20 protein-coding genes and 1 pseudogene are annotated in these 22,416 nt (G+C 44.5%); 5 read left to right on the forward strand and 16 right to left on the reverse strand.

All coding sequences use genetic code 11. The features are described from left to right. Positions 1–124 precede the first annotated feature (124 nt). Positions 125–1,240, forward strand: coding sequence for an aminopeptidase (locus AC58UW_RS11105; protein ID WP_497420734.1), 1,116 nt, complete (start codon positions 125–127; stop codon positions 1,238–1,240). 85 nt (positions 1,241–1,325) lie between these two features. Here the strand turns inward: AC58UW_RS11105 and AC58UW_RS11110 are convergent, their stop codons facing one another. Beyond that, on the reverse strand, positions 1,326–2,807 hold the full coding sequence (locus AC58UW_RS11110) for a L,D-transpeptidase family protein (RefSeq protein ID WP_497420735.1): 1,482 nt from the start codon (positions 2,805–2,807) through the stop codon (positions 1,326–1,328). Positions 2,808–2,985: 178 nt separating this feature from the next. Between AC58UW_RS11110 and AC58UW_RS11115 the strand changes: the two genes are divergently transcribed. Beyond that, positions 2,986–3,120 carry a hypothetical protein gene (locus tag AC58UW_RS11115; RefSeq protein ID WP_268894421.1) on the forward strand — a complete coding sequence of 45 codons (135 nt, stop codon included), beginning with the start codon at positions 2,986–2,988 and terminating at the stop codon, positions 3,118–3,120. Between the two features lie 74 nt (positions 3,121–3,194). On the opposite strand, the gene cyoD is transcribed toward AC58UW_RS11115, so the two are convergent. The 5 genes from cyoD to AC58UW_RS11140 all read right to left on the reverse strand — a co-directional run bounded on the left by cyoD (position 3,195) and on the right by AC58UW_RS11140 (position 7,691). Then, complete coding sequence (gene cyoD / locus AC58UW_RS11120) at positions 3,195–3,521, reverse strand: cytochrome o ubiquinol oxidase subunit IV (RefSeq protein WP_497420736.1); 327 nt, start codon at positions 3,519–3,521, stop codon at positions 3,195–3,197. 1 nt (position 3,522) lies between these two features. Next, the gene (gene cyoC / locus AC58UW_RS11125) at positions 3,523–4,140 is read right to left on the reverse strand and encodes a cytochrome o ubiquinol oxidase subunit III (RefSeq protein ID WP_497420737.1); all 618 of its coding nucleotides are present in this window, start codon (positions 4,138–4,140) and stop codon (positions 3,523–3,525) included. Further along, positions 4,140–6,125, reverse strand: coding sequence for a cbb3-type cytochrome c oxidase subunit I (locus AC58UW_RS11130; protein ID WP_497420738.1), 1,986 nt, complete (start codon positions 6,123–6,125; stop codon positions 4,140–4,142). Before AC58UW_RS11130 ends, cyoC begins: the two co-directional genes overlap by 1 nt. Positions 6,126–6,159: 34 nt before the next feature. Further along, on the reverse strand, positions 6,160–7,158 hold the full coding sequence (gene cyoA / locus AC58UW_RS11135; protein ID WP_497420739.1) for a ubiquinol oxidase subunit II: 999 nt from the start codon (positions 7,156–7,158) through the stop codon (positions 6,160–6,162). Between the two features lie 275 nt (positions 7,159–7,433). Beyond that, the gene (locus tag AC58UW_RS11140; protein ID WP_497420740.1) at positions 7,434–7,691 is read right to left on the reverse strand and encodes a hypothetical protein; all 258 of its coding nucleotides are present in this window, start codon (positions 7,689–7,691) and stop codon (positions 7,434–7,436) included. Positions 7,692–7,939: 248 nt separating this feature from the next. On the opposite strand from AC58UW_RS11140, the gene AC58UW_RS11145 reads away from it, so the two are divergent. Next, on the forward strand, positions 7,940–8,692 hold the full coding sequence (locus AC58UW_RS11145) for an MBL fold metallo-hydrolase (RefSeq protein WP_497420741.1): 753 nt from the start codon (positions 7,940–7,942) through the stop codon (positions 8,690–8,692). A 54-nt stretch (positions 8,693–8,746) separates the two neighbouring features. On the opposite strand, the gene AC58UW_RS11150 is transcribed toward AC58UW_RS11145, so the two are convergent. The 6 genes and pseudogenes from AC58UW_RS11150 to AC58UW_RS11175 form a co-directional block, all read right to left on the reverse strand. Continuing rightward, positions 8,747–9,055 (reverse strand): DUF4870 domain-containing protein, encoded by a 309-nt coding sequence (locus AC58UW_RS11150; protein WP_477501653.1) that lies wholly within the window; start codon positions 9,053–9,055, stop codon positions 8,747–8,749. Positions 9,056–9,134: 79 nt separating this feature from the next. Further along, positions 9,135–10,115, reverse strand: coding sequence for an NAD-dependent epimerase/dehydratase family protein (locus AC58UW_RS11155; protein WP_497420742.1), 981 nt, complete (start codon positions 10,113–10,115; stop codon positions 9,135–9,137). Between the two features lie 10 nt (positions 10,116–10,125). Continuing rightward, positions 10,126–10,830: a copper homeostasis protein CutC gene (locus tag AC58UW_RS11160; RefSeq protein WP_497420743.1), complete on the reverse strand. Its 705-nt coding sequence runs from the start codon at positions 10,828–10,830 to the stop codon at positions 10,126–10,128. Continuing rightward, positions 10,827–12,038 carry an FAD-dependent monooxygenase gene (locus tag AC58UW_RS11165; protein ID WP_497420744.1) on the reverse strand — a complete coding sequence of 404 codons (1,212 nt, stop codon included), beginning with the start codon at positions 12,036–12,038 and terminating at the stop codon, positions 10,827–10,829. Before AC58UW_RS11165 ends, AC58UW_RS11160 begins: the two co-directional genes overlap by 4 nt. Positions 12,039–12,485: 447 nt before the next feature. Next, positions 12,486–13,142 (reverse strand): deoxynucleoside kinase, encoded by a 657-nt coding sequence (locus AC58UW_RS11170; protein ID WP_497420745.1) that lies wholly within the window; start codon positions 13,140–13,142, stop codon positions 12,486–12,488. Positions 13,143–13,292: 150 nt separating this feature from the next. Then, positions 13,293–13,395 (reverse strand): annotated as a pseudogene (locus AC58UW_RS11175) (DUF3900 domain-containing protein); the annotation flags it as partial. A 107-nt stretch (positions 13,396–13,502) separates the two neighbouring features. Here AC58UW_RS11175 and AC58UW_RS11180 point away from each other — a divergent pair. Further along, positions 13,503–13,733, forward strand: coding sequence for a hypothetical protein (locus AC58UW_RS11180; protein WP_497420746.1), 231 nt, complete (start codon positions 13,503–13,505; stop codon positions 13,731–13,733). Between the two features lie 55 nt (positions 13,734–13,788). Here the strand turns inward: AC58UW_RS11180 and AC58UW_RS11185 are convergent, their stop codons facing one another. Beyond that, complete coding sequence (locus AC58UW_RS11185) at positions 13,789–16,035, reverse strand: PAS domain S-box protein (protein ID WP_497420747.1); 2,247 nt, start codon at positions 16,033–16,035, stop codon at positions 13,789–13,791. A 203-nt stretch (positions 16,036–16,238) separates the two neighbouring features. Between AC58UW_RS11185 and AC58UW_RS11190 the strand changes: the two genes are divergently transcribed. After that, on the forward strand, positions 16,239–17,171 hold the full coding sequence (locus AC58UW_RS11190; protein ID WP_497420748.1) for a zinc dependent phospholipase C family protein: 933 nt from the start codon (positions 16,239–16,241) through the stop codon (positions 17,169–17,171). On the opposite strand, the gene AC58UW_RS11195 is transcribed toward AC58UW_RS11190, so the two are convergent. Genes AC58UW_RS11195 through AC58UW_RS11205 form a run of 3 tightly spaced genes read right to left on the reverse strand, consistent with a single transcriptional unit; the run spans position 17,168 to position 21,868 of the window. Beyond that, entirely contained in the window at positions 17,168–18,862 is a 1,695-nt protein-coding gene (locus AC58UW_RS11195) for a M3 family oligoendopeptidase (protein ID WP_497420749.1), read from the reverse strand. The two genes, AC58UW_RS11190 and AC58UW_RS11195, sit on opposite strands and share 4 nt — an antisense overlap. Positions 18,863–18,915: 53 nt before the next feature. Further along, on the reverse strand, positions 18,916–19,590 hold the full coding sequence (locus AC58UW_RS11200) for a uracil-DNA glycosylase (RefSeq protein WP_497420750.1): 675 nt from the start codon (positions 19,588–19,590) through the stop codon (positions 18,916–18,918). Between the two features lie 13 nt (positions 19,591–19,603). Continuing rightward, positions 19,604–21,868 carry a type IA DNA topoisomerase gene (locus AC58UW_RS11205; RefSeq protein WP_497420751.1) on the reverse strand — a complete coding sequence of 755 codons (2,265 nt, stop codon included), beginning with the start codon at positions 21,866–21,868 and terminating at the stop codon, positions 19,604–19,606. Positions 21,869–22,416 lie beyond the last annotated feature (548 nt).

Consider the following 22,416-nt stretch of genomic DNA (forward strand, 5'->3'; position numbering starts at 1 on the left):
CTTCACAATTCTCTATTGTAGCATACCCTTTAAAATTCTATGAAATGAGGTCTCAATTGGCTTTAAAGCTTCCATTGCGATATACTTTCTAAGTAATAATTTTCAATTAAGGGAGACCTACAGAATGAGAGATCCGCGACTTCAAACATTTGCCCGCAACATTATCCGCTATTCGGTTAGTCTTCAACCCGGAGAGAACATTTTGATCGAGATGATTGGCGTCAAAGATCCTGAGCTCGCCAAGTGCTTCATCGAAGAAGTATATGCCGTAGGCGGCAAGCCATTCATTGAGCTGCGTGATCCTATGATCATGAGAAGTTTACAGATGAAAGGCACGCAAGAGCAGTTCAGCGAATGGGCTGATTTCGAGCTTGCCCGCATGAAACAGATGGATGCTTATGTAGCCGTTCGCAGCGGAGATAACATCACAGAATCGTCTGATGTGCCAGATGAGCAAATGCGCCTTTACTTGAAATATTTCCAACGTCCGCTCTTTGACGAGCGCATTAACAATACCAAGTGGTGCGTCATGCGCTACCCGAATCCTTCTATGGCCCAGTTAGCTGGCAAAAGCACCGAGGAATTCGAAAACTTCTACTTTGATGTATGCAACCTCGATTACAGCAAAATGGCGACAGCTATGGAATCGTTAGTAGACCTAATGAAGCGAACAGATAAAGTTCGTCTTGTTGCCAAAGGTACGGACATCTCCTTCTCCATCAAAAATATTGGCGCAGTTCCTTGCTCCGGGCTGAGGAATATTCCGGATGGCGAAGTGTACACAGCGCCAGTGAAAGACTCTGTCAACGGTGTAATCAGCTATAATACACCAACGATCTACTCGGGCACTTCCTTCGAAAACATCGTGCTTCGTTTCGAAAACGGCCATATTGTGGAAGCGACCAGCAATGACACCAAGAAATTGAACGATATCCTGGATACGGATGACGGCGCGCGTTATATCGGTGAATTCGCCATAGGCGTGAATCCTTATATTCAGCATCCAATGAAGGACATTTTATTCGATGAGAAGATTGACGGCAGCATCCACTTTACACCAGGTCAAGCCTATGAAACCGCGGATAACACAAACCGGTCATCCGTTCACTGGGATATGGTCCTGATCCAACGTCCTGAATACGGCGGCGGAGAAATTTACTTTGACGATGTGCTTATTCGCAAAGACGGACGTTTCGTCCTAACGGAGCTTGAGAAGCTTAATCCGGAAAACTTAATGTAATCAAATAAGCAGTTGAGGCATCCATTAAGAATCGGATAGCTTCAGCTGCTTTTTTATGTAATGGCATTAAGTTCTGCATAATGACTTAACCAAGCCAGTGGAATATGACGCCTTCTGGCGATTCATCTAATGCTGGCCGCGTGAGAGGGATAAGTAGATTTGTGTTCTTCACCTGCTCACGGCTTGCCGCCGTCCATGTTGAGGCCTGGATCTGCACTTCTGCGCCCTTAGGTACAAATGGAAACAGCTCCTGCACGTCCCCATTCGTTAATCGTACACATCCAAGCGACTTGTCTGATCCGATGGAGCTCTCATCGTAAGTGCCGTGAAGCGCAATTGCTCCCAGCCCCAAGCCGGCTTCTCCGTAACTTTGCGTACGGCTTCCCTGAGGATTTTGCACGCGGTCCTTTACGAGGAATTGACCTTGCGGTGTACGATCATTCGCACCAAGGCCGATTTCTTTATCCCATAAAATATAATCTCCGCTTACGAGTTTGAGTTGATGCTCCTCTTTATTGATCTCGATATGAACCGGTTCGTACGGAATATCCTGTACATCCGTGGAATTTGCATAGAACATCTGCACCGGGTTCGTCGCATCTGGCGCATAAACCCAGCCACCTTTCCCCGTGAAAGCCTCAGAAATGCCATTTGAGCCCGTTGTCGCTTCCAGAGGGATAAAGCTTAAATAGTTGTTCGGATAATCCTGCAGCAGCGCATCTAGACGGGCTGGTGGGCTGCCATTGTCTTTGGTGTATGCCGCAAGTGCGGTGCGAACTAAATTAGCACCAATCGCACTAAGCGGTTGGTGCTTTCCAAATTCGGTATTCAAGAAACGGATTTTGACAACTTCATCTGTCGCGGGATGATATTGTGCGACGACCATAGCGCTCTTCGTCAGCTCCTCATCCCTGAGCAGCATGGTTTTCCCCTGATTAGCGTTATCCTGCGAAATAACTCCGTAAATCAGGATGTTCGCCTTCGGCATTTCCTTAGCGAGTTCTAGCGCCTGTTTGTGCAAGGCTGTTTCAATCGCTTCATTCTCCGTCTCAGGCGCAATGTACATCACGAAAGGGGCATCAACTGTTTCGTAGGTGACGTCGCTTCCAGCGCCCCACACCTTCATCGTAGAAATTGTTTTGTACAGAGGATTACTCCCTGCAAATAAAACAATTAATAAGAGATTAAGGACGAGTAGAACGATAAGCATCGTTTTCATAAATTGCGGCAATATTCCCTTCGCTTCCTCCGGGAAAGCATGCTGCAAGTTCATCGCATGTGCGGCTTTCTCCTCTTCCATGTCACGAATCGCTCGATTCGCGGCGGAATAGAACGGCGATGGGTAGGTGCGTAGAACTTCCTTGTAATGAAAAATAGCTCGCTTGAAATTCCCTCTTCTTTGAAATTTTTGCCCGATCTTATAATGAGCTTCCGGTGAGGTAGCGTCTAGATACCGGATGACCTTCTCATAGTACATAGGATCGGATGGAGAAATGAAGAGGTTTTTGTGCAAATGAATGAGATTGTCATCGAGATGGTTACGAAATCGCTGGTTACGGCGTATCATTCGGCTCCTCTCCATTCAATAAATTAGCTTGTCTATACGCGATGTCCGATACGTTTAGTATCTCTGATACATAATGTATCACGATAATCATCCTGATGACAACCCTTTTCTTGCTTCCTGAAAGCACCAGCATGAACCCTCCCCATTTAGCAAAAGCTGAATCTCGGAGGTGATAAAGATGAGTGGGAGAAACAGCAAACCGAAAAACAATGGACCATCCGGCAGCCCTTCTCGCCTGGATCAATTTGGAGATAAAGCCGTCCAACAAGATAAACGTGAAATGAAAGAGCGCAACAAAAAATCGTCTTGCTAAGCCGATGATACGAAAAGACGCCCCTTCCCGCCAGTTCGCGCGGTTTTGAGCGTCTTTTCGTTTAAACCTTTAGATTAATGAGCCACTTGGTTGTAAGTCATGATCCAAATGGAACCGCCAACGATGGTCACCAGGATAATGAGACCAAAAATCAGCGTCATAATGTTCCAACGCGCATTCTCGCCTTCTTTCACATGCATGAAGAAGAACAATTGCACCGCAAACTGAAGGACAGCCATGATGAGAATCAAAACCAGTGTTCCTGTCTTATTCATCATGTGATTCATAACGACAACCAGCGGAATGATGGTTAGGATGATGGAGAGCGCGAAACCGATGATATAAGATTTTAACGACCCATGTGCATGGTTATCATGAGAACCTGTATGGTGTTGACTCATCTTACATCACCCCCATCAAATAAACGATTGTAAAGACGAAGATCCAAACGACATCAAGGAAATGCCAGTAAAGAGAAATAATTTCCACTTTGCGCTTTGTCACAGCTGTAATGCCTCTTCGTTTAAGCTGCAGAATTAATCCGATCATCCAGATCAATCCCACTGAAACGTGAAGCCCGTGTGTCCCAACCAGTGCAAAGAAGCCAGACAAGAAAGCACTTGTACTTATGGATGCTCCCTCATGGTTAACCATGCTAACGAATTCAGTTACCTCAAGCCCGACGAACGAAGCCCCTAGAATCACTGTAACGATAAGCCAGCCAATCAACTGCTTCATGTTCCCCTTGTTCATGCCTAGCACGGCTAGACCGCTCGTGAAGGAGCTGGTAAGCAGAATGAAGGTCTCGGCGATGATACCCGGCATTTTGAAAAGCTCTTCCGGTGTAGGTCCCCCATTCGTATTCTGATGGAGAACCATATAGGTGGCGAATAAAGATCCGAACAAAATGACATCCGTGATTAGAAAAATCCAGAATCCAAAGGTCTTGAGCGATTCGTGATCATGTTCATGGTCGTGTGCATGAGCGTGATGCTCACCATTAGCGGCTGCATGTGCCATTAGACTTTCGCTCCTTTCAATGCGGCTTCTGTCCGTTTAATTTCATCAACCGGAATATAATAGTCTGTGTCATAAGTAAACGAACGGGCTATCATACAAATTCCGACACCGATCAGCGCTGGAATCGTAAGCCACATCCAATCCCAGACGAAGCCAAATCCTGCGAAGAACCACAGCGCAGACTTCAGGAAAGGAATGGCCGAATTTTTAGGCATATGAATCGGTTCATAGACGACTGGTGCCGCTGCTGCCGGTTTAGCATGGTTACCTTGCTTAAGCTTCTGCTTCGTCTCCCACCATGCATCGATCGTAGACACTTCTGGAAGGACAGCAAAGTTGTAAATTGGCGCCGGTGAAGGAATAGACCACTCAAGCGTACGGCCATCCCACGGATCCCCAGTCACATCCGGCTCTCTGAACTTAATGGAGTGCGCAATTTGCCATACTTGGAATAGGAATCCGATCCCCATCAAGAAACCGCCGATTGTGGATACCATGTTAAGCGGTCCCCAACCCATATCGAAATCGTACGTATACGTACGGCGAGTCATGCCGTCTAAGCCTAAGAAATATTGCGGCATGAAACACACATAGAAACCAATGTTCCACAGCCAGAATGCCCATTTCCCTAAGTGCTCGTTAAGCTTGAAGCCGAACATTTTCGGCCACCAGTAGTACAGACCTGCGAAGTATCCAAATGCTACACCCCCAATTAAAACTTGATGGAAATGCGCGATCAGAAAGTAGCTGTTATGGAACTGGAAGTCAGCAGGTGCAACGGAGAGCAAGACCCCTGTCATTCCCCCTACGACGAAACATGGTATGAACGCAATCGTCCACATCATAGGCGTCGAGAAACGAATTTTCCCTCTGAACATAGTGAATAACCAGTTAAAGACTTTGACCCCGGTAGGAATCGCGATCAACATCGTTGTGAGTGCGAAGAAAGCATTCACATCCGCGCCTGAACCCATCGTGAAGAAGTGATGCGCCCATGTGAAGAAGGACAACAAGCTAATGATGAACATGGCGAAAACCATGGATTTATAACCAAACAATTTCTTCTTAGAGAACGTTGCAACAATTTCAGAGAAAATTCCGAATGCCGGAAGGACAACAATGTAAACCTCAGGATGTCCCCACATCCATATCAAGTTGATATACATCATCGGATTCCCGCCGCCATCCAAGGTGAAGAAATGCGCACCTAAGAAACGGTCCAAGAATAACAGCGCTAAAGTAACGGTTAGAATTGGGAAAGCAAAGATAATCGTGACGCAGCTGGAAAATACAGACCAGGTAAACATCGGCATTTTCATCAGAGTCATGCCAGGCGCACGCATTTTGATAATCGTTACGATAAAATTAATCCCTGTCGCCAAACTACCGATACCTGAGATTTGAATCCCCCAAATATAAAAGTTCTGTCCGACGCCCGGGCTATGGGAAAGCTCTGAAAGCGGCGGATAGCTAAGCCATCCTGCATCTGGCGATCCGCCGATGACGAACGACACGTTGAACAGCATCGCGCCCCAGAAGAACAACCAGAAACTAAGTGAGTTCAAGAATGGATATGCGACGTCCCTCGCACCAATTTGCAGAGGAACAACGATATTAAATAAACCGAACATGAGCGGCATCGCCATAAATAAAATCATAATAACGCCATGCGTTGTGAAAATTGCGTTATAATGATCGGCTTGTAAAAACTCCATATTTGGCAATGCGAGCTGTAAACGCATCATTAGCGCATCAACACCGCCGCGGAAAAGCATCAGGATGGAACAAATAATATACATGATCCCGATCCGCTTATGGTCAACACTTGTTAACCACTCCCGCCAGAGCCAGCCCCATTTCCTGAAATAACTGAGCACGAAAACCATGGCAATCATCGAGAGTCCGATACTTACCTGAGCACCCAGAATAATCGGGTCGCCCGTTACGAAAAACTCTGATGCGAACTCTTTAATACGATCCAACATGAGCATGACTTCCTTTCGTGAAAACTTCGTTCTATCATTTTGACATATTCATTTGACTATGATCCATTTGACTATGATCCATTTGCTTATGATCTTTCGCTTCACTTTTCTCTGACGATGAAGATTTCATCGCATCATGATTCATTTCTGAAGCACCATGACCACTGTGAGCGGATTGACCGTTCATATATTTCGTTACAACCTTTTGGAAGAGTCCATCTGGAATTGCGGAGTAATACTGAACGCCTTTCAATTGACCAGGCTTTGCCAGTTCTTCATAGCTTTCCATGGTCAGTTTAGTTGGTGATTGCTTTGTTTTTGCTACAAACGCATCGAAATCCGCTTGTGAAGTCGCATTCACGTCGAATGTCATATCTGCGAAATGGGATCCGCTGAAGTTAGCTCCTGTTCCGAAATAATGACCAATCTCATCGGCCTGCAAATACAAGGTCATTGCCATTCCAGACATCGTATAAATCTGTCCACCTAATTGTGGAACCCAGAAGGAGTTCATCGGCGCGTCGGAGGTAAGTTCAAACTTGATCGGTGTATCCTCTGGAATTTGCACATAGTTTAGTGTTCCTATGCCTAACTCCGGATAAGTGAACAGCCATTTCCAATCCAGTGAAGTCACTTGGATCGTGACGGGAGCTTTCTCCGACTTAATCGGTTTAGACGGCTCCAAGGCATACGTATATTTAACCGTGATCACAGCCAACGCCGCAATCATGATAATCGGTATTGACCACCATACAGCTTCTAGTGTTGTGTTGTGTGCCCAGTTCGGTTTATAAGAAGCTTTACTTCCTTCTCGATCCCGATACCGCCATACAATCCATGCCGTTAGTGCCAAAACCGGAACAAGAATGACCAAACACATTACCGTGGAAATGTACATCAAATCTTTTTGCGTTTCAGCAATAGGTCCTTTCGGGTCCAATACCATTGCTTGATCGCTGCAGCCTGCCAATAACACGACAATGGCAATCATCATCAAGGGCAGCAATGCTTGTACGAGTTTTCTCTTCTTCATCCAACTAACCTCCTAATCCACAATCTACAAAGTGCTGTTTCTAAGTATTTATTAACATGCGCTTTTTTATCTAATACTAAGATAACAAATTGCATTTAAAAGTACACGGGCACTAGAAGGACTTAACAAATACGTCAAAGGATCGACGTTTTACTGTAAAACAAATGTCACACAACGTTTGTTGACTATTATGTAAAAGTATGAAAATCCATGAAAATCAAAAAGCCCTTCAAGTTATTCACCTGAAAGGCTAAATTTATTCATGTTTTTTGTTCTCAATCCGTCTTCGATACGGCACGTGAATGGACCAGATGAATAGCTGTGCGAATCACATAAACAAAAACGCTGCCTACCATGAAACCGATACCAACCATTAAGGTCGTATTTTGATCGCTGAAATGATCCAAACTGAGCAAACTTAAAACCAAACCTATGCCAAGCAAAGCCCATGCCGCGATAGTCATTAATTTCACCAATGGTACCACATCACGTTCACTGCGTTCATTACTAACCGTTACTGTTTTAACAGCCATCATCATCACTCCAAACTCAGAAGTAAAAGTCTAATACAATTATTATAACACAAAAAACAAAAAAATGTTCATATTTTATTCACACGTTGATCAAAATTTGGACAAAAGTATAAATTGGATTTTCACAAAAATAACTATTGACATTTGACTAAATATGTGATATAATTAAATATTTTGTTGACATCGTCTCATCCATGGCGGTATGATAGGTTCATTCTTTACTATCACTTTGGAGGGAAGAGATTAAGATGCAAATCGCAAACGGAATTCATATGTTGGAGTTGGAAGTTCTCATCATGGGACATACAAACGTTATTCATCCTATCCTATTGAGCGATAACGACAGTGCAGTATTAATCGATACCGGTTACCCAGGAAATTACCCTCTCATTTGTAAAGCATTCGAAAATCATCATGTCCCTCTAGACCAACTAAAAACGATTATTATTTCCCATCAGGACATTGATCATATCGGCAGCTTGCCTACGCTTTTATCTGAAATGCCAGGAAAACTAACTGTACTTGCTAGTCAGCTTGAGAAGCCTTATATCGAAGGCGAGAAAATGTTGATCAAGGTCACGCCGGAAGCCATTGAGCGCGCTGTCGCTAGTTTGCCAGCGGATATTTCGCCAGAATGGAGGAAAGCTTTTCGAATGAATTTAGAAAACCCCCCTAAAGGACAAGTCCACGGCATCCTGGAAGATGGCCAGATACTAACGATCTCCGGCGGTCTTCAAGTCATATTGACTCCTGGGCATACCCCGGGGCATCTAAGCTTTTATCACATACCAAGTAAAATGTTGATTGCCGCAGACGCAATGGTTGTTGCGGAAGGACAGCTTATGGGTCCTATTCCAGCTCTATGCTCAGATTATGAGTTGGCGAAGCAGTCGCTTAAGAAGTTCACTGACTATGACATCGAGACGGTCATCTGTTATCATGGCGGGCTGTTCAATAATAACCCTAACGCGCGGATTGCTGAACTAGCAGCTGAGCTTTGATAAAAAAAAGCTGGCTGCCCTAGAGGCAACCTGCTTTCCTTTATGCACGTCAAACTACTTTAACAGCGTGTATGCACCGATCACCGGCAGCGGTTTGACTTGACCTTGAGCGGCTGCAACAATGCCTAGGACGGCGAAGATGACAAGCGCCAGGTTCGCGAGCGGCAGAAGAATCCAACCGATAATCGGAATGATTCCCAAGACCACGTTCAGTATGACGCAGCAGAGGAATAACGTTAGCCCCTGATTCGCGTGATACATAGCAAACTTGGAATCTTTAGCAGCAATCAACGGAACGAAAAACAAGATATACGCAATAATAGCCATTCCTTTATTACTTTGAATATCCGTGGAATCATACATGGACAGCACCTCTTTTCTCAAAGTATACTATTCCATTATATTCGGAGTTTTCCATCTATTCTATTGATTTTCACACAATTCAAAAAATATTTTTCGACCATATCCGCAAGAGTTCTTCTTCACGAACAGGATCCATCCCGGCCGCACGCGGCGTAGTCAAAGAACGACTTTGATCCCATGCCAACGTATCTTGAACAATTTCAATCAACGGTCTTATTTTCAATCCGTTTGCAAAAGCCTTCGTATTATCTATGGAGAACATACCGACTAGACTATCGCTTCGTATCCAAAGCGGAAGTTCCATCCATTCCCCAACTCCGTTTGCCATTAAGAACTCTTCTGTCACCCACGTACAGATAACTTCATTAGGACATATTTGTTTGCAAGCTTGGACGACCTCTTCCATTGTATAATCGCTTCCGCTTGCATGAAGGGTCCCTACTATTTCTTGCTCCACTAGACGGATGATCCATGCAGACAAGTCACGAACATCAATAAATTGCAGTTTCCGTTCTTTCGGCAAAGGCACCAATACTTCGCCTCCACGGTGAAAACGAGATGGCCAATACGTGAAACGGTCGGATACATCGTAAGGTCCAACAATGAGGCCAGGACGTATAACTAGCGTATGACTGGGGAACTCCTGCTGCACAGCTTGTTCACAAAGAGCTTTCTTTGCTCCGTATTTCCGCCCAGGATCCATCTGCTCTGTCAACTCAGCAACAGGCGCTGATTCACTACTATTCGTTTTCTTAAGATCATCGTAGACGGAAATCGTAGAAATGAACGTGTAATGTTTCACTTGATCCTTTAGCTGCTTCGCGGCGGCTGAGACAGCCTCAGGTTCGTACCCGCTGGTATCAATCACTGCATCCCATTCACGCCCTTGCAGGCGTTCTAGATCAACATGCCGATCACCAATGATATGCTGAACATGTGAAAAGGCATTAGCATCATGCAAACCGCGATGAAATAAGGTAACTTCATGCCCATTCGCTAACGCCGCTTCCGTAAGGGCTCTTCCAAGAAACTTAGTACCACCAAGAATGAGTATTTTCATAAATAGCCTCCTAGGATTGAGTTCCGCTCGCTTCAATTAATAATTGCTTCGCTTTTCTCACCTTGTCCTTGTCAACAGCTTCTTTCACACTAGAATTCTTTCTTACGCCAGTCCCCAAATGAACAATAGGCACTTGCGCACTTCGCACAAATTCCGTCAAGCTGTCTAATGTGAGCCCACCACCTGCCATGACCTGCAGACCCTGTCCTCGTGTGAGTGAGGTGAGCTTTTGCAGTCGCTCAGTGGCTTGAAGCGCGCTTGCGGCACCACCGGAAGTAAGTACGGAATGTATTTGCTCGTAGTCCAGCAAAATCTTCAGCGCTTCCTCCTGATCATGAATGTCATCAAATGCCCGGTGGAAGGTTACGGGCAAAGACGATGCTTCCAAAAGCAATTCAAGCGCTTGTCTATCCATTGTTTTCTCCTTCGTCAAGACACCCCAAACCAAAGCAGCAGCCCCAGCCTGCTCAGCAGCCTTGCAGTCACGCAGCATCGTTTGAAAATCTGTCTCCTGCATATGAAACGTCCGGCTATGCGGCCGAATCATGACGTGTACAGGAATAGATATGGCCGATGTAATCTCTCTCACTAACGCCAACTTTGGCGTTAATCCGCCTTCCTGCAAGTCAGCAACAAGCTCAATACGGTCAGCACCGCCAGCTTCTGCTTGTAAAGCATCCTCCAATGTCGTTGCTATTACTTCTAATCGTATCATTTTAACCACTCCTTACGGTCCCATTCTGATATGCGATAACCAAGCAACCAATGCAGCTGCTTTATTTTGAAGGAATCAGGAAATAACCTAATCATTAGATCACGTGCTTTTATCGTTATCGGGTTATTCATTTGTACCATTCGAGCCATGCGCCTCGACTGCCGTACAACACGATTAGCTCGAGGGATTCGAATCGCCCCGTAGGACTCGAAAGCACTTTTGATACGATGTGACGAAACATCTGCGGCTTCCTCAAGGCACTTGGCAAGCACATAGGCATCCTCCATCGCTTGCGCCCCGCCTTGTCCCATATTCGGCAGCATCGGATGCGCCGCGTCACCAAGCAGTACCACTCTGCCGTTGCTCCAGGAATGAAGCGGCGCTCGATCATAAATATCATGCTTGAGAATCGCCTGTTCATCTGTCGCCTGTAACACCTGCTCAATTGGCGCATGCCAGCCTTGTAATTGCTGAAGAACATGCTCTTTCTTTCTCTGTACTTCTTGTCCTTCAGGGGCATTGATCGCAACAAACCAATAAATTTGACCCTCGCCTAGCTGTGAGAACCCAAATCGCCGTCCGCTGCCCCATGCTTCAAAGCCTCCGCCAACCTCTAGCGTGTACGCAGGGTCAACGAATGCTGCTATGCCGCGAAAAGCCGTAAAACCGGAATACTGCAGTGGACCTGGCTCAAACAAAAGCCTAGCCACATCGGAGTGTAGCCCGTCAGAACCGATCAAAATATCGCCATTGTCTTCCGTACCATCTTCAAAGCGAACGATAACACCATGCTCATTTTGTTGAATTGAAATCATCTTTTTCCGATCGTGAAGTGTTGCATCATCACTCAGATGCTCTGCCAAAATGGCTTGCAGCTTTGCACGATGAATAAGATAGCTATATGTACCATAAAGCGCTGCTTGTTTGGCTACTGGAACCGAAGTGATGGCTTTGCCATCCCAAGAGCGAATGTCCGCCTGACCAACTTTAGCGCCTGCTCGCTTTACCTTTTCGGCCACTCCGAGATTCATTAAAATATCCAGTGCATTCGCGGCGATGACGATCCCTGCTCCGAATTCAGCGCGTGTCTCCTTTTTCTCATAAATGACTGTTTCCCAGCCGTTTTTTTGTAAAAATAGAGCTGTTGTGAGGCCGCCAATGCCTGCCCCAATGATAATAGCTTTCTTCCTAGGTGCAACAGACTTCATGCCATCCTCCCAGATCCAGTCATTTCCATCTACTTTATCATATTCCGAGAAAGACAAATACTCCTTAATCCAAAGAATAAGGAGTATCGCGATCACGCATCTAAATTGTTATTAAACGATCAGTTAGCAACTTTTTCTTGCTGCACTTCAATGAGCTCCAAGTTGGAGAAAAAAAGGCTTAGCTTTTGCATTTTCTCAGAGGCAGCCAGTTTTGGCAGAGGAGGGCACATAGGCTTCCCGTTGTAACATACGATAAATAACAAATTCATCACCAATCCTTTATGAATTTTTGCGCAGCCTTCTTGTATTTTCCGACAAATAAAGCGAGACACCGTCAATATTCGATATGTATATGCAACTGCACGGGGCAATATGCTAACTATTTTAAACTTTTCAACCCAGTATATAATTCGAAAGACCCCCTCTGATTAGAGGGGGTCTTCTGTATTAAACGATCGCTAATTCAGAAAGCTTAGCTCGTACTTGATCGACTAATTCCCGTGCATCTTCGGGACGGTTAACAACATCTACTAGGTCCATATCCACAATAAACACTTCAGAAGCATGATAATGATTCATCACCCAGTCATCATACCCCGACCAGAGCTGCCGGTAGTAATCAACCAAAGATTGATCTTGCTCGAAGCTGCGTCCTCTTAAGCCGATGCGGTGCATCACTGTATCAAAGGAGGCTTTCAGATATACCATCAGGTCTGGCGCTTTTTTCGGAAGCTCAGCAAGCTCAGACATCATATTGTCAGCAAGACCTTCGTATACATCGAATTCGAGTTGAGAGATTCGTCCAAGCTCTCTATTAACTTTGGCAAAGTACCAATCCTCATAAATACTTCTATCAAGTACATTTCGATTATGTACCAGCGCTTGTTTAATCGCCTTAAATCTTGTATTCAGGAAGTGCAATTGAAGCAAAAACGGATATCGCTTCTTCTCAATCTCTTCCGGAGATGCCGTGTAAAACAATGGTAAAATCGGATTATCATCTACACTTTCATAGAAAACACTTGAATTCAGTTCTTTTCCAAGCAAAGTGGATACTGATGTTTTACCGAGACCGATCATTCCCCCAACCACAATCACAGCCATTGACCCCTTTCTCCTTCTACCCAATCATAATTTACCTATTGTCAATTTTCGCAAAGCTTTCCTATTATACAAGGAATTTATTGTCCTGCAAACAATATTTTTTGCCTTTTGACGTATAGCTCCCCCTGTCTAGCGATGTGAACCTTAAGATTCCAGCATGGATTGCACATATTCTACAAATTTCAGGAAATCCTCAAAATAACACGCATGCGAGCGATTTCGGTTCAAAATCACATTTCAAGATAAACACAAATAGGGTCATCACAAAAAATGTTCCTGTGTTTTCGTGATTGTTTAATTGTTCATACTGTCACTAATAATAAGTGCAAGTTCATAAAAAAATAAGACAGAGGTGTGTCGATGATTTACGGAACCAAACTGCTGGATACAGATATAGAGATTTTTATTGCAGCCTTGACCAAAACACCTGTCTATGTTTGGTCGTTAGATCCATTAGGTGTTTATTATCAAGTCAGCTCAGGAATTATTGTCAAATATACGCCTGATGAAGTGCGAATCCACAATGAGCAAGACCCATCTATGTCAAAATGGTATTCACGCGAATCCAATGAGTTCAGTATCAGTTTCTAAGTAATGAGAAAACCGCCCTTCTCCATGAGAGGAAAGACGGTTTTTTCAGGCGAAATCATGTCCATTCCTTGATGTTTTGTCCACTTGTCAACATTGGTAAACACACATCAATGACCGTTCCTTCTCCTAAATGGCTCTGGATGGTCATTGTCCCTTTATGAGCCTCGACAATTTTAAAACACATCATCAACCCGAGACCTGTCCCCTTTTCTTTAGTCGTGTAGAAAGGCTCCCCTAATTGCTTTAATCGATCTTCCGGAATACCGCAGCCGTTGTCCTCTGTCCGAACTCTAATCAAATCGTCTCCTTGCATGGACACAGTAAGTTTGATTAGCCCATCTTTCGCAATGGCTTCCATCGCATTCTTGACCAAATTAATAAACAATTGCTTCAAATGCATTTCCGAACAAAAAAGCTTTGTACTTTCAGTTTTAAATTCTAACACAAGCTCAACATCGCATAATACAGCTTGCGTTTCGAGCAGCGCAGTAACCGATTGAAGAATATCCTTCAGATCGCTTTTTTTGTAATGAATCGCCTCCGGCTTGGCAATCACAAGAAATTCACTAACAATAAAATTGATTCGATCTAATTCCGAGAGCATGATGTCAAAATAGTGCTGTTTCCCCTTTACATCATTCTGCAGCAGCTGCAAGAAGCCGCGTAGTGAAGTAAGGGGGTTTCTTATTTCGTGGGCTAACCCTGCGGCTAACTGTCCTGCGACAGATAGCTTATCTGATTTACGTAACAATTCCTCCGTTCGATTCCTTTCTGTTATGTCCCGAGAGATGCCAGCAAAACCAATGATTTCGCCTTTCTCATTTTTAATCGGCGTTTTCGTCACACTTACATGTACAAGCTGTCCATCCTTCCGCAGTCTGACGGTCTCAAGGCCTGATATTTGCTTGCCTGCCTTCAGCATATCGTAGATTTCTTTGCGCTGTTCCTCCAAGAAATCAGGATAAATGGGCAGCGGCTTATTCAATAATTCGTCTTGATGCCAGCCAAATATTTGCTCGTAAGCCCCATTGACCGAAATGACTCTGGCACGTAAATCAAGCACACAAATGGCATCTGTCGTATTGCTGATGAACGACTCAAGAAGCTCCTTCGTCTCCCTAAGCTCTGTTTCCATTCGTTTGCGTTCTGTAATATCCACGCAAGATCCGATAACTTCGACCACGCGGCCATTTTCAAAAATCGGGCGCAATGAAGTTAAATAAGTAATCCCTCGAAAGGTCGCTTCATATATAACATTTTCTTCACCGTTCCACGCCCTGCGGTAAAACGAATCCATATTAACAGCCATCGAATACGGCCAAATTTCATAGAGGTGATTGCCAAGGATATTCGAAGGTTGAAAACCCAGCCGATACAGAAGCTCGCCATCACATAATGTGTGAATGAATTTGCTTCGCATTTGCCTGAACTTCATCGTCATACCTTGCTGTCTGCGTACAGTGTCGTGTAGATCCTGTTGAGCTACTCGAAGTGATTCTCGGTCTTTGTTATGCTGTGTAATGTCTCTGGCAATCACATAAATGCCTTCATTCATTCCATCAACGATTATGGGCACGTTTTTCAAGCCTAACTCAATCTGCTCACCGTTTTTATGTTTAACTCGGAGCATATAGTTATCTGACTTTGAGACAATACTTTCGATGCCATTATCTGTGAGATCCTCCTGCTTCCAGAGGCGATTAATGGATTGACCGACCATCTCTCCCTCTGTATACCCTAAGATCCGTTCCATGGCGGGATTCAGACTTTTAACCATTCCCATAAGATCACAGGTGAGAATACCAGCAGGATTATGTTCAATTAATGATTTGTACCGCTGCTCACTCTCTGCAAGCTTCCGTTCCATTTCCGTTTTCTGTGAGAGATAATTGATTTGAGACATATAATATAACGGTTCATCCTGTGAATTTCTCATTAAAGAGAATCTGAATTCAACCCAGGCAATGCTCCCATCTTTGCGAATCAATTTTTTCTCAAGTTGAATGAAGCTTATATTTCCAGAGAGCATTTGTTCGAAATAAACATCTAATTCTTCGCATTCATCTGTTGAAAAGATCGCATGTAATTCCCTATCGACTAACTCTTCCTCCGTAAAACCGGTTAAAGTGCATAAACTAGTGTTCACTCTTAACCATAACCCGTTCAGCGAAATAATGGCCATACCCATCGTAGTGAATTCGAAAACTGCGGCAAAAGACGGTTCTGTGCTCGAAAACAAACCCTGAATATTGTCAGGATCTGCACGGTTTGAGTGATCCAGCGGATTATTGACCCTATTCATACGTTATCTCCTATCATAGATATGCTTTGGATGACTTCCAGTACCGATCGTTTTTTGAATTCGACGACTTGCATATTATTCCTTCTTTAGAAGCTGTTGGAACACAAATAGTTCGCGATATGTGACCTTGCTATCTATTGTTATGTTAGAATGTAAGGGGTCTCACTATATTTTAACGGGTTGTACGAAGGAGGATTCACAGCATGCCAAACATCTGGACTCATCTCATATTCGGCCAAGAATTGATGACGCAACTGGGTCATGCCCAAATGCTGAATGACAGACAAATGCGACAAATCTTCTCCCTTGGTTGTCAAGGACCGGATTTCTTGTTCTACCATCATTTCCTGCCTTGGAAAAAGGATAAAACACTGAATCATTTAGGAAGTCTTATGCATTCTAAAAATTGCGGTCCATTCCTTGAGGATTTACTACGTCAGGTGCAAGGCCGAGGTCTGTATAATCCGGCTGTTGTTTATGTGCTTGGATTCATCACGCATCATATTTTGGATCGTACTATGCATCCTTATGTTTTTTATAAATCAGGTTTCAAAAAATGGGATCATCAACGTTTTGAAATTATTATGGATACACTTATCTTAAAGAACAAGCGTGGAATTCAGACATGGAAAACACCGGTTTGGAAAGAAATTTATGTGGGTGAAAAACTGCCGCTTGGTGTTGTACCTGCTCTAACCCAAGCAACGGCAAACAACTACCCGGACATCGCTACGAACATTACGGAGAAAGATTGGAATGACGCTTATTTCGATATGATTAAGGCACAGCGTCTTTTTCACGATCCTAAAGGAATCAAGAGGGTATTAACCTTTGGTAAAATTGCGCCGCTGGTCTATAAAAAGCGTGTGGCTCCGCTTGATTATTTAAACGAAGCCCACACCATTTGGAACTGTCCGACATCGCTTGAAGAGACCTATACGCACAGCATCTGGGATTTATGGCATATCGCAATGGCAGACGGTGAAATCGTCCTACAAACAGCAATTCAAGTTTTACTTAGAGGCTCATCTGCCGACCTACAAGCCTTTACTGCCGTACTAGGAAATCGCTCTTACGAAACGGGGAAAGACTGTGATAGCGGTCTAGAAATCACACATGTGAAGCCAATGCTTTAAAGGTTCGAATCGTCGACTTGGTCCAACCAATTCTCGATTTGACCAATCACAGAAGCTACGCAGCCATCTTGAAAAGGTGAAATCAAGTTAGCAACTTGAACGAGCTCCGTGAAGCTTTGGCTTCCACCTTGCTGGCATAGTCTTAAGTAATCTTCCCAGGCCAAATCCCTATTTTCATTAGCCCGTTTCCAGAACTGAAACGCACACACCTGAGCAAGCGTGTAGTCGATGTAGTAGAACGGGCTTTTGTAAATGTGTGGCTGCTGCTGCCAGAAGCCTCCTCTTTCCAAAAAGTCGTTATCCTCATACACACGATGCGGTAAATATTTGCGCTCGATCTCACGCCAAACGAGTTTACGCTCCACAGGCGTCAGCTCCGGCTGCTCATAGACGCGATGTTGGAATTCATCGACCGCTACGCCATAAGGAATAAACAAGAGGGATTCACTCAAATGTTTAAATTTATACTTATCCGTTTCTTCTTCGAAAAATAGCGACATCCATGGCCAAGCCAGGAACTCCATGCTCATAGAATGAATTTCACAAGCCTCTAGGGTTGGAAAAACATATTCAGGCACTTGGAACTCTCTGGAGCTATAGCCTTGAAAAGCGTGGCCAACTTCATGCGTTAGGACATCGATGTCTCCTGATGTACCGTTAAAATTAGAGAAAATGTAAGGTGCTTGGTATGTACTAATATAAGAGCAGTAGCCCCCAACTCGTTTCCCCTTTTTAGCCACCAGATCCATCAAACCATTATCGATCATAAAGGTAAAGAATTCATCTGTTTCCGGCGACAGCTCTGCATACATCTTCTGTGCTTGCTCGACAATCCAATCGGCATTGCCTTTGGGAGTCGCATTTCCGGATGGGAAGCCAAACTTGTCATCGTAATAATGAAGGGCATCAACGCCGATTCTAGCCTTCTGCCGTTCCTTCAACTTCGTAGCTGCGGGCACAATATGCTCCAGTACTTGATTGCGGAACGCTTCCACGTCTTTGGCATTATAATCTGAGCGGTTCATGCGCGCATAAGCTAGTTCCACAAAATTGCTGTAGCCAAGCTTCTTAGCAATATCCGTTCGAACCTTTACCAGTTGATCATACAGTTCGTCCAATTTCGCTTCGTTTTCGATAAAAAAGTTATATTTTACATCATTCGATTCTTTACGAACATTTCGGTCTGTGGATAGTTGAAAAGGGATTAGCTGTGATAAATTTCGTTCTTCCCCTGCATACACCAGCTTTGCCGAAGCAAGCAGCTTGGAATATTCGCTGGCCAGCTTGTTTTCCTGGACGAGATCTTCAACGATTTCAGGTGAGAAAGTTTTGAGTGATAACGTAGCAATTCGGAACAATTGTTTGCCCCATTTGGCTTCCAGCTCAGCACGATAGTCAGAGCTGATCAGCGCTTTGTAGAATTCTGTAATCGAGCCTTGATATAAAGGTTCAATTTCATCAAAATACTCTTGCTCCGCTTTATAAAATTCATCCGTTGTATCCACGCTGTGCCGAATTCGTGCAATAGACTCCATGGACTCTTGTTCACTACGAAGCTTTACAATGGCTTCCATCGCTTGGTCTTGCTCTCCAAAGGAAGCTGCCTGTTTAAACTGTTCTAATAGCTCTTTAAACGCCGCTTCAAAAGTGCTAAATTCGGGTCTTACATACTTAAAGTCTTGGAATTTCATTGACTTCTCTCCCTCGCATTTTATTCAATATAACGGCCTCATCTTCATTATCCTCATAAATTGGGAATTTGCCAATCAATTTCCTGACTGCCAAGCCCGTTAAGCAGTTCATTTACCTGCGAAAATGGCTTGCTGCCAAAAAATCCGCGATAGGAAGAAAGCGGACTCGGATGGACCGACTTCAGGATGTAGTGCCGATTCGTATCAATAAGTCGCTGCTTGGCTTGGGCATGACTTCCCCAAAGCACAAAGATAACCGGCTGCTCCCGAGTATTCAATGCTTCAATCACTTTGTCCGTAAAGCGCTCCCACCCCTTCCCTTTATGGGAATTAGGTGTGTCCGCGCGTACAGTTAACACTGTGTTTAGTAGAAGTACACCTTGCTCGGCCCATTTCACTAAGCAGCCGTTATTGGGAATGAAGCAGTCCAGATCGGACTGCAATTCTTTGTACATATTCTGTAAAGACGGCGGCGGCGTGATGCCCGGTTTAACGGAAAAACTGAGGCCATGAGCTTGGCCACTTCCGTGGTAAGGATCTTGTCCCAATATGACAACTTTCGTAGCTTCGAAGGATGTTAGATGCAGAGCATTCAAAACATCATCTTGTTCCGGATAAATCGTATTGGCTTGGTATTCTTCTTCGAGAAAGTCACGTAATGCTTGAAAATAAGACTCTTCAAACTCGGAGCCCACTACTTTAGCCCAATCGTTCGTTAAATAAAACACTCTCGATCCTCCATTACACTGTCTCCGTGCCAAGCTCCCCCGTATCCATATTTTTCAATACAATACGTCCGTCTGCTGCAGTCCCGTCAGGGAGCACGAGCTTCAGTTTGGTCGTTTTCCCTTTATTCACAAGTGCTTGCACCTGAGTATCGGTCAAATTCCGTCCAAAACTTTCCTTCCAGATAACAAATTTGCAGCCTTCCTTATAATGAGAACATCCATACCCTTTACGCCCCATAAAAAGAGATCCGCCGCAGCCTGGCCGTGGACAAGTAGCCAGAAATGTGCTTGCACCGTCTGATGGGCTGTTCTTGGCTTCGGCTGATTTCTTAGGCGCTGTTTTCGTTTTGGTGCTGCCTGAAGAAGCTGATGAATCCGCACGTGTCGCCGATCCTCGCTTATTCCCCCCGGCAACTGGCGTTTCACCTTCGAAAGCTGTTTTGGAAGCTCTTGGCTGCACGCGTACTTTGTCAACGATCAAGGTTGCAAACCTTTTGACATTATGCATAAACTGCTCGTCCGACGCTGTGCCGCGGGAGATTTCATTCAGCCTGCGCTCCCATTGCCCCGTCATTTCGGGCGATGTGAGCAGCTCGATGCCGGCTCCGCGAATTAATTCGACGGCCATTCTGCCTTTTTGGGTAAGGACAATCTTCTTACCCTGCATGTCGATATAGCCTACCTTCTTCAACCGTTCAATCGTCGCTGCGCGTGTCGCTGGCGTCCCGAGACCAGAATCTTTCATCGCATCGCGAAGCTCCTCGTCCTCAATCTGCTTGCCTGCGCTTTCCATCGCCTTAAGCAGCGTGCCCTCATTGAAATGCTTTGGCGGCTGCGTATCTTTCTCTTTGACGACAGCGTCGCTGCAGACCACTTGCCCTTGAGCATCTATTGAAAAAGGCTCGCTGACTTCTACCTCTTCGTCTTCTTCCTCTTCCTTCTCCTTGCCCTTCGAGCTTTTGGGCTTTTCTTTTTTCTGATCGGCATAAATAACCTTCCAGCCCAAATGGAGAAGTTCTTTGACAGTCGTCTTGAACATCTCTTGCTCAACCTCGGTCATCACCGTGTGAACCTTATATTCGGCAGGTGGATAAAATTGCGATAAAAAACGTCTCACAATCAAATCGTACAATTTCTGCTCGTCCGGCGTAAGTCCAGAAGCTTTACGATTTGTAGGAAGAATCGCATGATGATCTTCAACCTTGGACGGGTTGCAAATGTTTTTATTGTTTTTGTGCACCAGATTACGGTTTGCTCCCTGCACAAGGTCATGATAAGCGGTGCCTTGCAAAGCCGATAGCGACTTATGCATTTCCGGAATATTTTGCTCCGTGACATAGTTGGAATTCGTTCTTGGATACGAAATGACCTTATGCTTTTCGTAAAGCGCTTGAGCGGTATCCAGCGTCTTCTTGGCCGAGAAGGCATATTTCCCATTCGCCTCGCGCTGCAGCAGCGTCAAATCATATAATTTAAAGGGGTATTCCTTCGTCTCTTTTACTTCATATGAAATAATGCGTGCCGGTTTCCCCTTCACTTTGGCCGCTAATGCTTCCACTTTCGGTTGGTCTGTCAAGCGTTCGCCCTGCCACATGCCTCGATATGTGGTCTCGCCTTGTGTGAAGTACCCCACCAGCTCGTAAAACTTGAGTGAGGAAAAGGCTTCAATTTGTTTCTGGCGATCATAAATGAGGGCAAGGACTGGCGTCTGAACGCGACCAACAGAGAGCAGAACATTATGCTTCGTTGTAAAAGCACGTGAGCCATTCATGCCGATTAACCAATCTGCTTCACTTCGGGAGCGTGCAGCCCGAGTCAGGTTCTCATATTCGGATCCGTCTTTCAAAGTTGCAAAACCATTGCGAATCGTTTCGGATGTTAAGTCAGAAATCCAAAGACGCTTCACCGGCTGCTTTAGCCCCAAATGCCTCTGGATCAATGAGAAAATATGCTGCCCCTCTCGCCCCGCATCGCAGGCATTGACGAGCTGATCACATTTTTTGGCAAGTTCATCAATCACCTTCAGTTGATCATACGTCCGCGGATTGGGAATCAGCTTAAATTCTTCCGGAATGATCGGCAGATGGCTTATGTTCCATTTTATATATTTGTCATCATATTGATCGGGTTCAGCCAACTCGATTAAATGTCCGATTGCCCAGGTAATAATGTATTGCTCACCCTCTAGGTAGGACCTAAGATTTTTGGCTTTAGGTTCTATTGCGGCGGCTATATTTCGCCCCATGTCCGGTTTTTCCGCAATAATTAGTGTCTTCAAAAGAGTATCGCTCCTTACTCATACTTTCTAAATGGATCTCATCTATCGACTCAGTGTATCCCACTTTATAAACGTCTGCAATAAGGCAAAGGTCGAATTTATGAATTCTACAGATCAGGAAGACGTCCCCTAATATCATTATTAGCTAAGTCAAATGATATTTATGGTCGCTCCCGGAAGTGACGTTATGGAACATTTGGTTCATCACTAGTTAATTCCAATTTGTTCAAGTTATATTTTTTTTTTACAATAATAGAAAAAGCCAATTTACTCATGGCACTGACCCCGTAACGCAAAAGATTTCATGCCCGCAAGGTTGGATCGATGAAATGATCATCGTGGACACGGGTTCATCGGACAGCACTGTGTAGATTGCCCGTTCTATGCGGGCTTCGGCCCTTACCTACGAATGGAACAACCATTTTGCCGATGCCAGAAATTATGGACTAACGCACGATCATGCTTTTTATTATCTAGGTCTATGCTAGGTCTAGTCAATGCATGTAACCAACACGAAAGCCACTCTCGGTATCCCAAGAATGTAATTT

It is taken from the genome of Paenibacillus sp. J22R160 (assembly GCF_059692135.1).

Excerpts from the sequence above, each read along its gene's own strand:
- AC58UW_RS11150 (WP_477501653.1), bottom strand. The coding sequence starts at position 9,055 with ATGTATGATTCCACGGATATTCAAAGTAATAAAGGAATGGCTATTATT.
- AC58UW_RS11145 (WP_497420741.1), top strand. The coding sequence starts at position 7,940 with ATGCAAATCGCAAACGGAATTCATATGTTGGAGTTGGAAGTTCTCATC.
- AC58UW_RS11180 (WP_497420746.1), top strand. The coding sequence starts at position 13,503 with ATGATTTACGGAACCAAACTGCTGGATACAGATATAGAGATTTTTATT.
- AC58UW_RS11160 (WP_497420743.1), bottom strand. The coding sequence starts at position 10,830 with ATGATACGATTAGAAGTAATAGCAACGACATTGGAGGATGCTTTACAA.
- AC58UW_RS11190 (WP_497420748.1), top strand. The coding sequence starts at position 16,239 with ATGCCAAACATCTGGACTCATCTCATATTCGGCCAAGAATTGATGACG.
- cyoA (WP_497420739.1), bottom strand. The coding sequence starts at position 7,158 with ATGAAGAAGAGAAAACTCGTACAAGCATTGCTGCCCTTGATGATGATT.
- AC58UW_RS11130 (WP_497420738.1), bottom strand. The coding sequence starts at position 6,125 with ATGTTGGATCGTATTAAAGAGTTCGCATCAGAGTTTTTCGTAACGGGC.
- cyoC (WP_497420737.1), bottom strand. The coding sequence starts at position 4,140 with ATGGCACATGCAGCCGCTAATGGTGAGCATCACGCTCATGCACACGAC.
- AC58UW_RS11155 (WP_497420742.1), bottom strand. The coding sequence starts at position 10,115 with ATGAAAATACTCATTCTTGGTGGTACTAAGTTTCTTGGAAGAGCCCTT.
- AC58UW_RS11140 (WP_497420740.1), bottom strand. The coding sequence starts at position 7,691 with ATGGCTGTTAAAACAGTAACGGTTAGTAATGAACGCAGTGAACGTGAT.
- cyoD (WP_497420736.1), bottom strand. The coding sequence starts at position 3,521 with ATGAGTCAACACCATACAGGTTCTCATGATAACCATGCACATGGGTCG.
- AC58UW_RS11115 (WP_268894421.1), top strand. The coding sequence starts at position 2,986 with ATGAGTGGGAGAAACAGCAAACCGAAAAACAATGGACCATCCGGCAGC.
- AC58UW_RS11185 (WP_497420747.1), bottom strand. The coding sequence starts at position 16,035 with ATGAATAGGGTCAATAATCCGCTGGATCACTCAAACCGTGCAGATCCT.
- AC58UW_RS11195 (WP_497420749.1), bottom strand. The coding sequence starts at position 18,862 with ATGAAATTCCAAGACTTTAAGTATGTAAGACCCGAATTTAGCACTTTT.
- AC58UW_RS11170 (WP_497420745.1), bottom strand. The coding sequence starts at position 13,142 with ATGGCTGTGATTGTGGTTGGGGGAATGATCGGTCTCGGTAAAACATCA.
- AC58UW_RS11105 (WP_497420734.1), top strand. The coding sequence starts at position 125 with ATGAGAGATCCGCGACTTCAAACATTTGCCCGCAACATTATCCGCTAT.
- AC58UW_RS11165 (WP_497420744.1), bottom strand. The coding sequence starts at position 12,038 with ATGAAGTCTGTTGCACCTAGGAAGAAAGCTATTATCATTGGGGCAGGC.
- AC58UW_RS11110 (WP_497420735.1), bottom strand. The coding sequence starts at position 2,807 with ATGATACGCCGTAACCAGCGATTTCGTAACCATCTCGATGACAATCTC.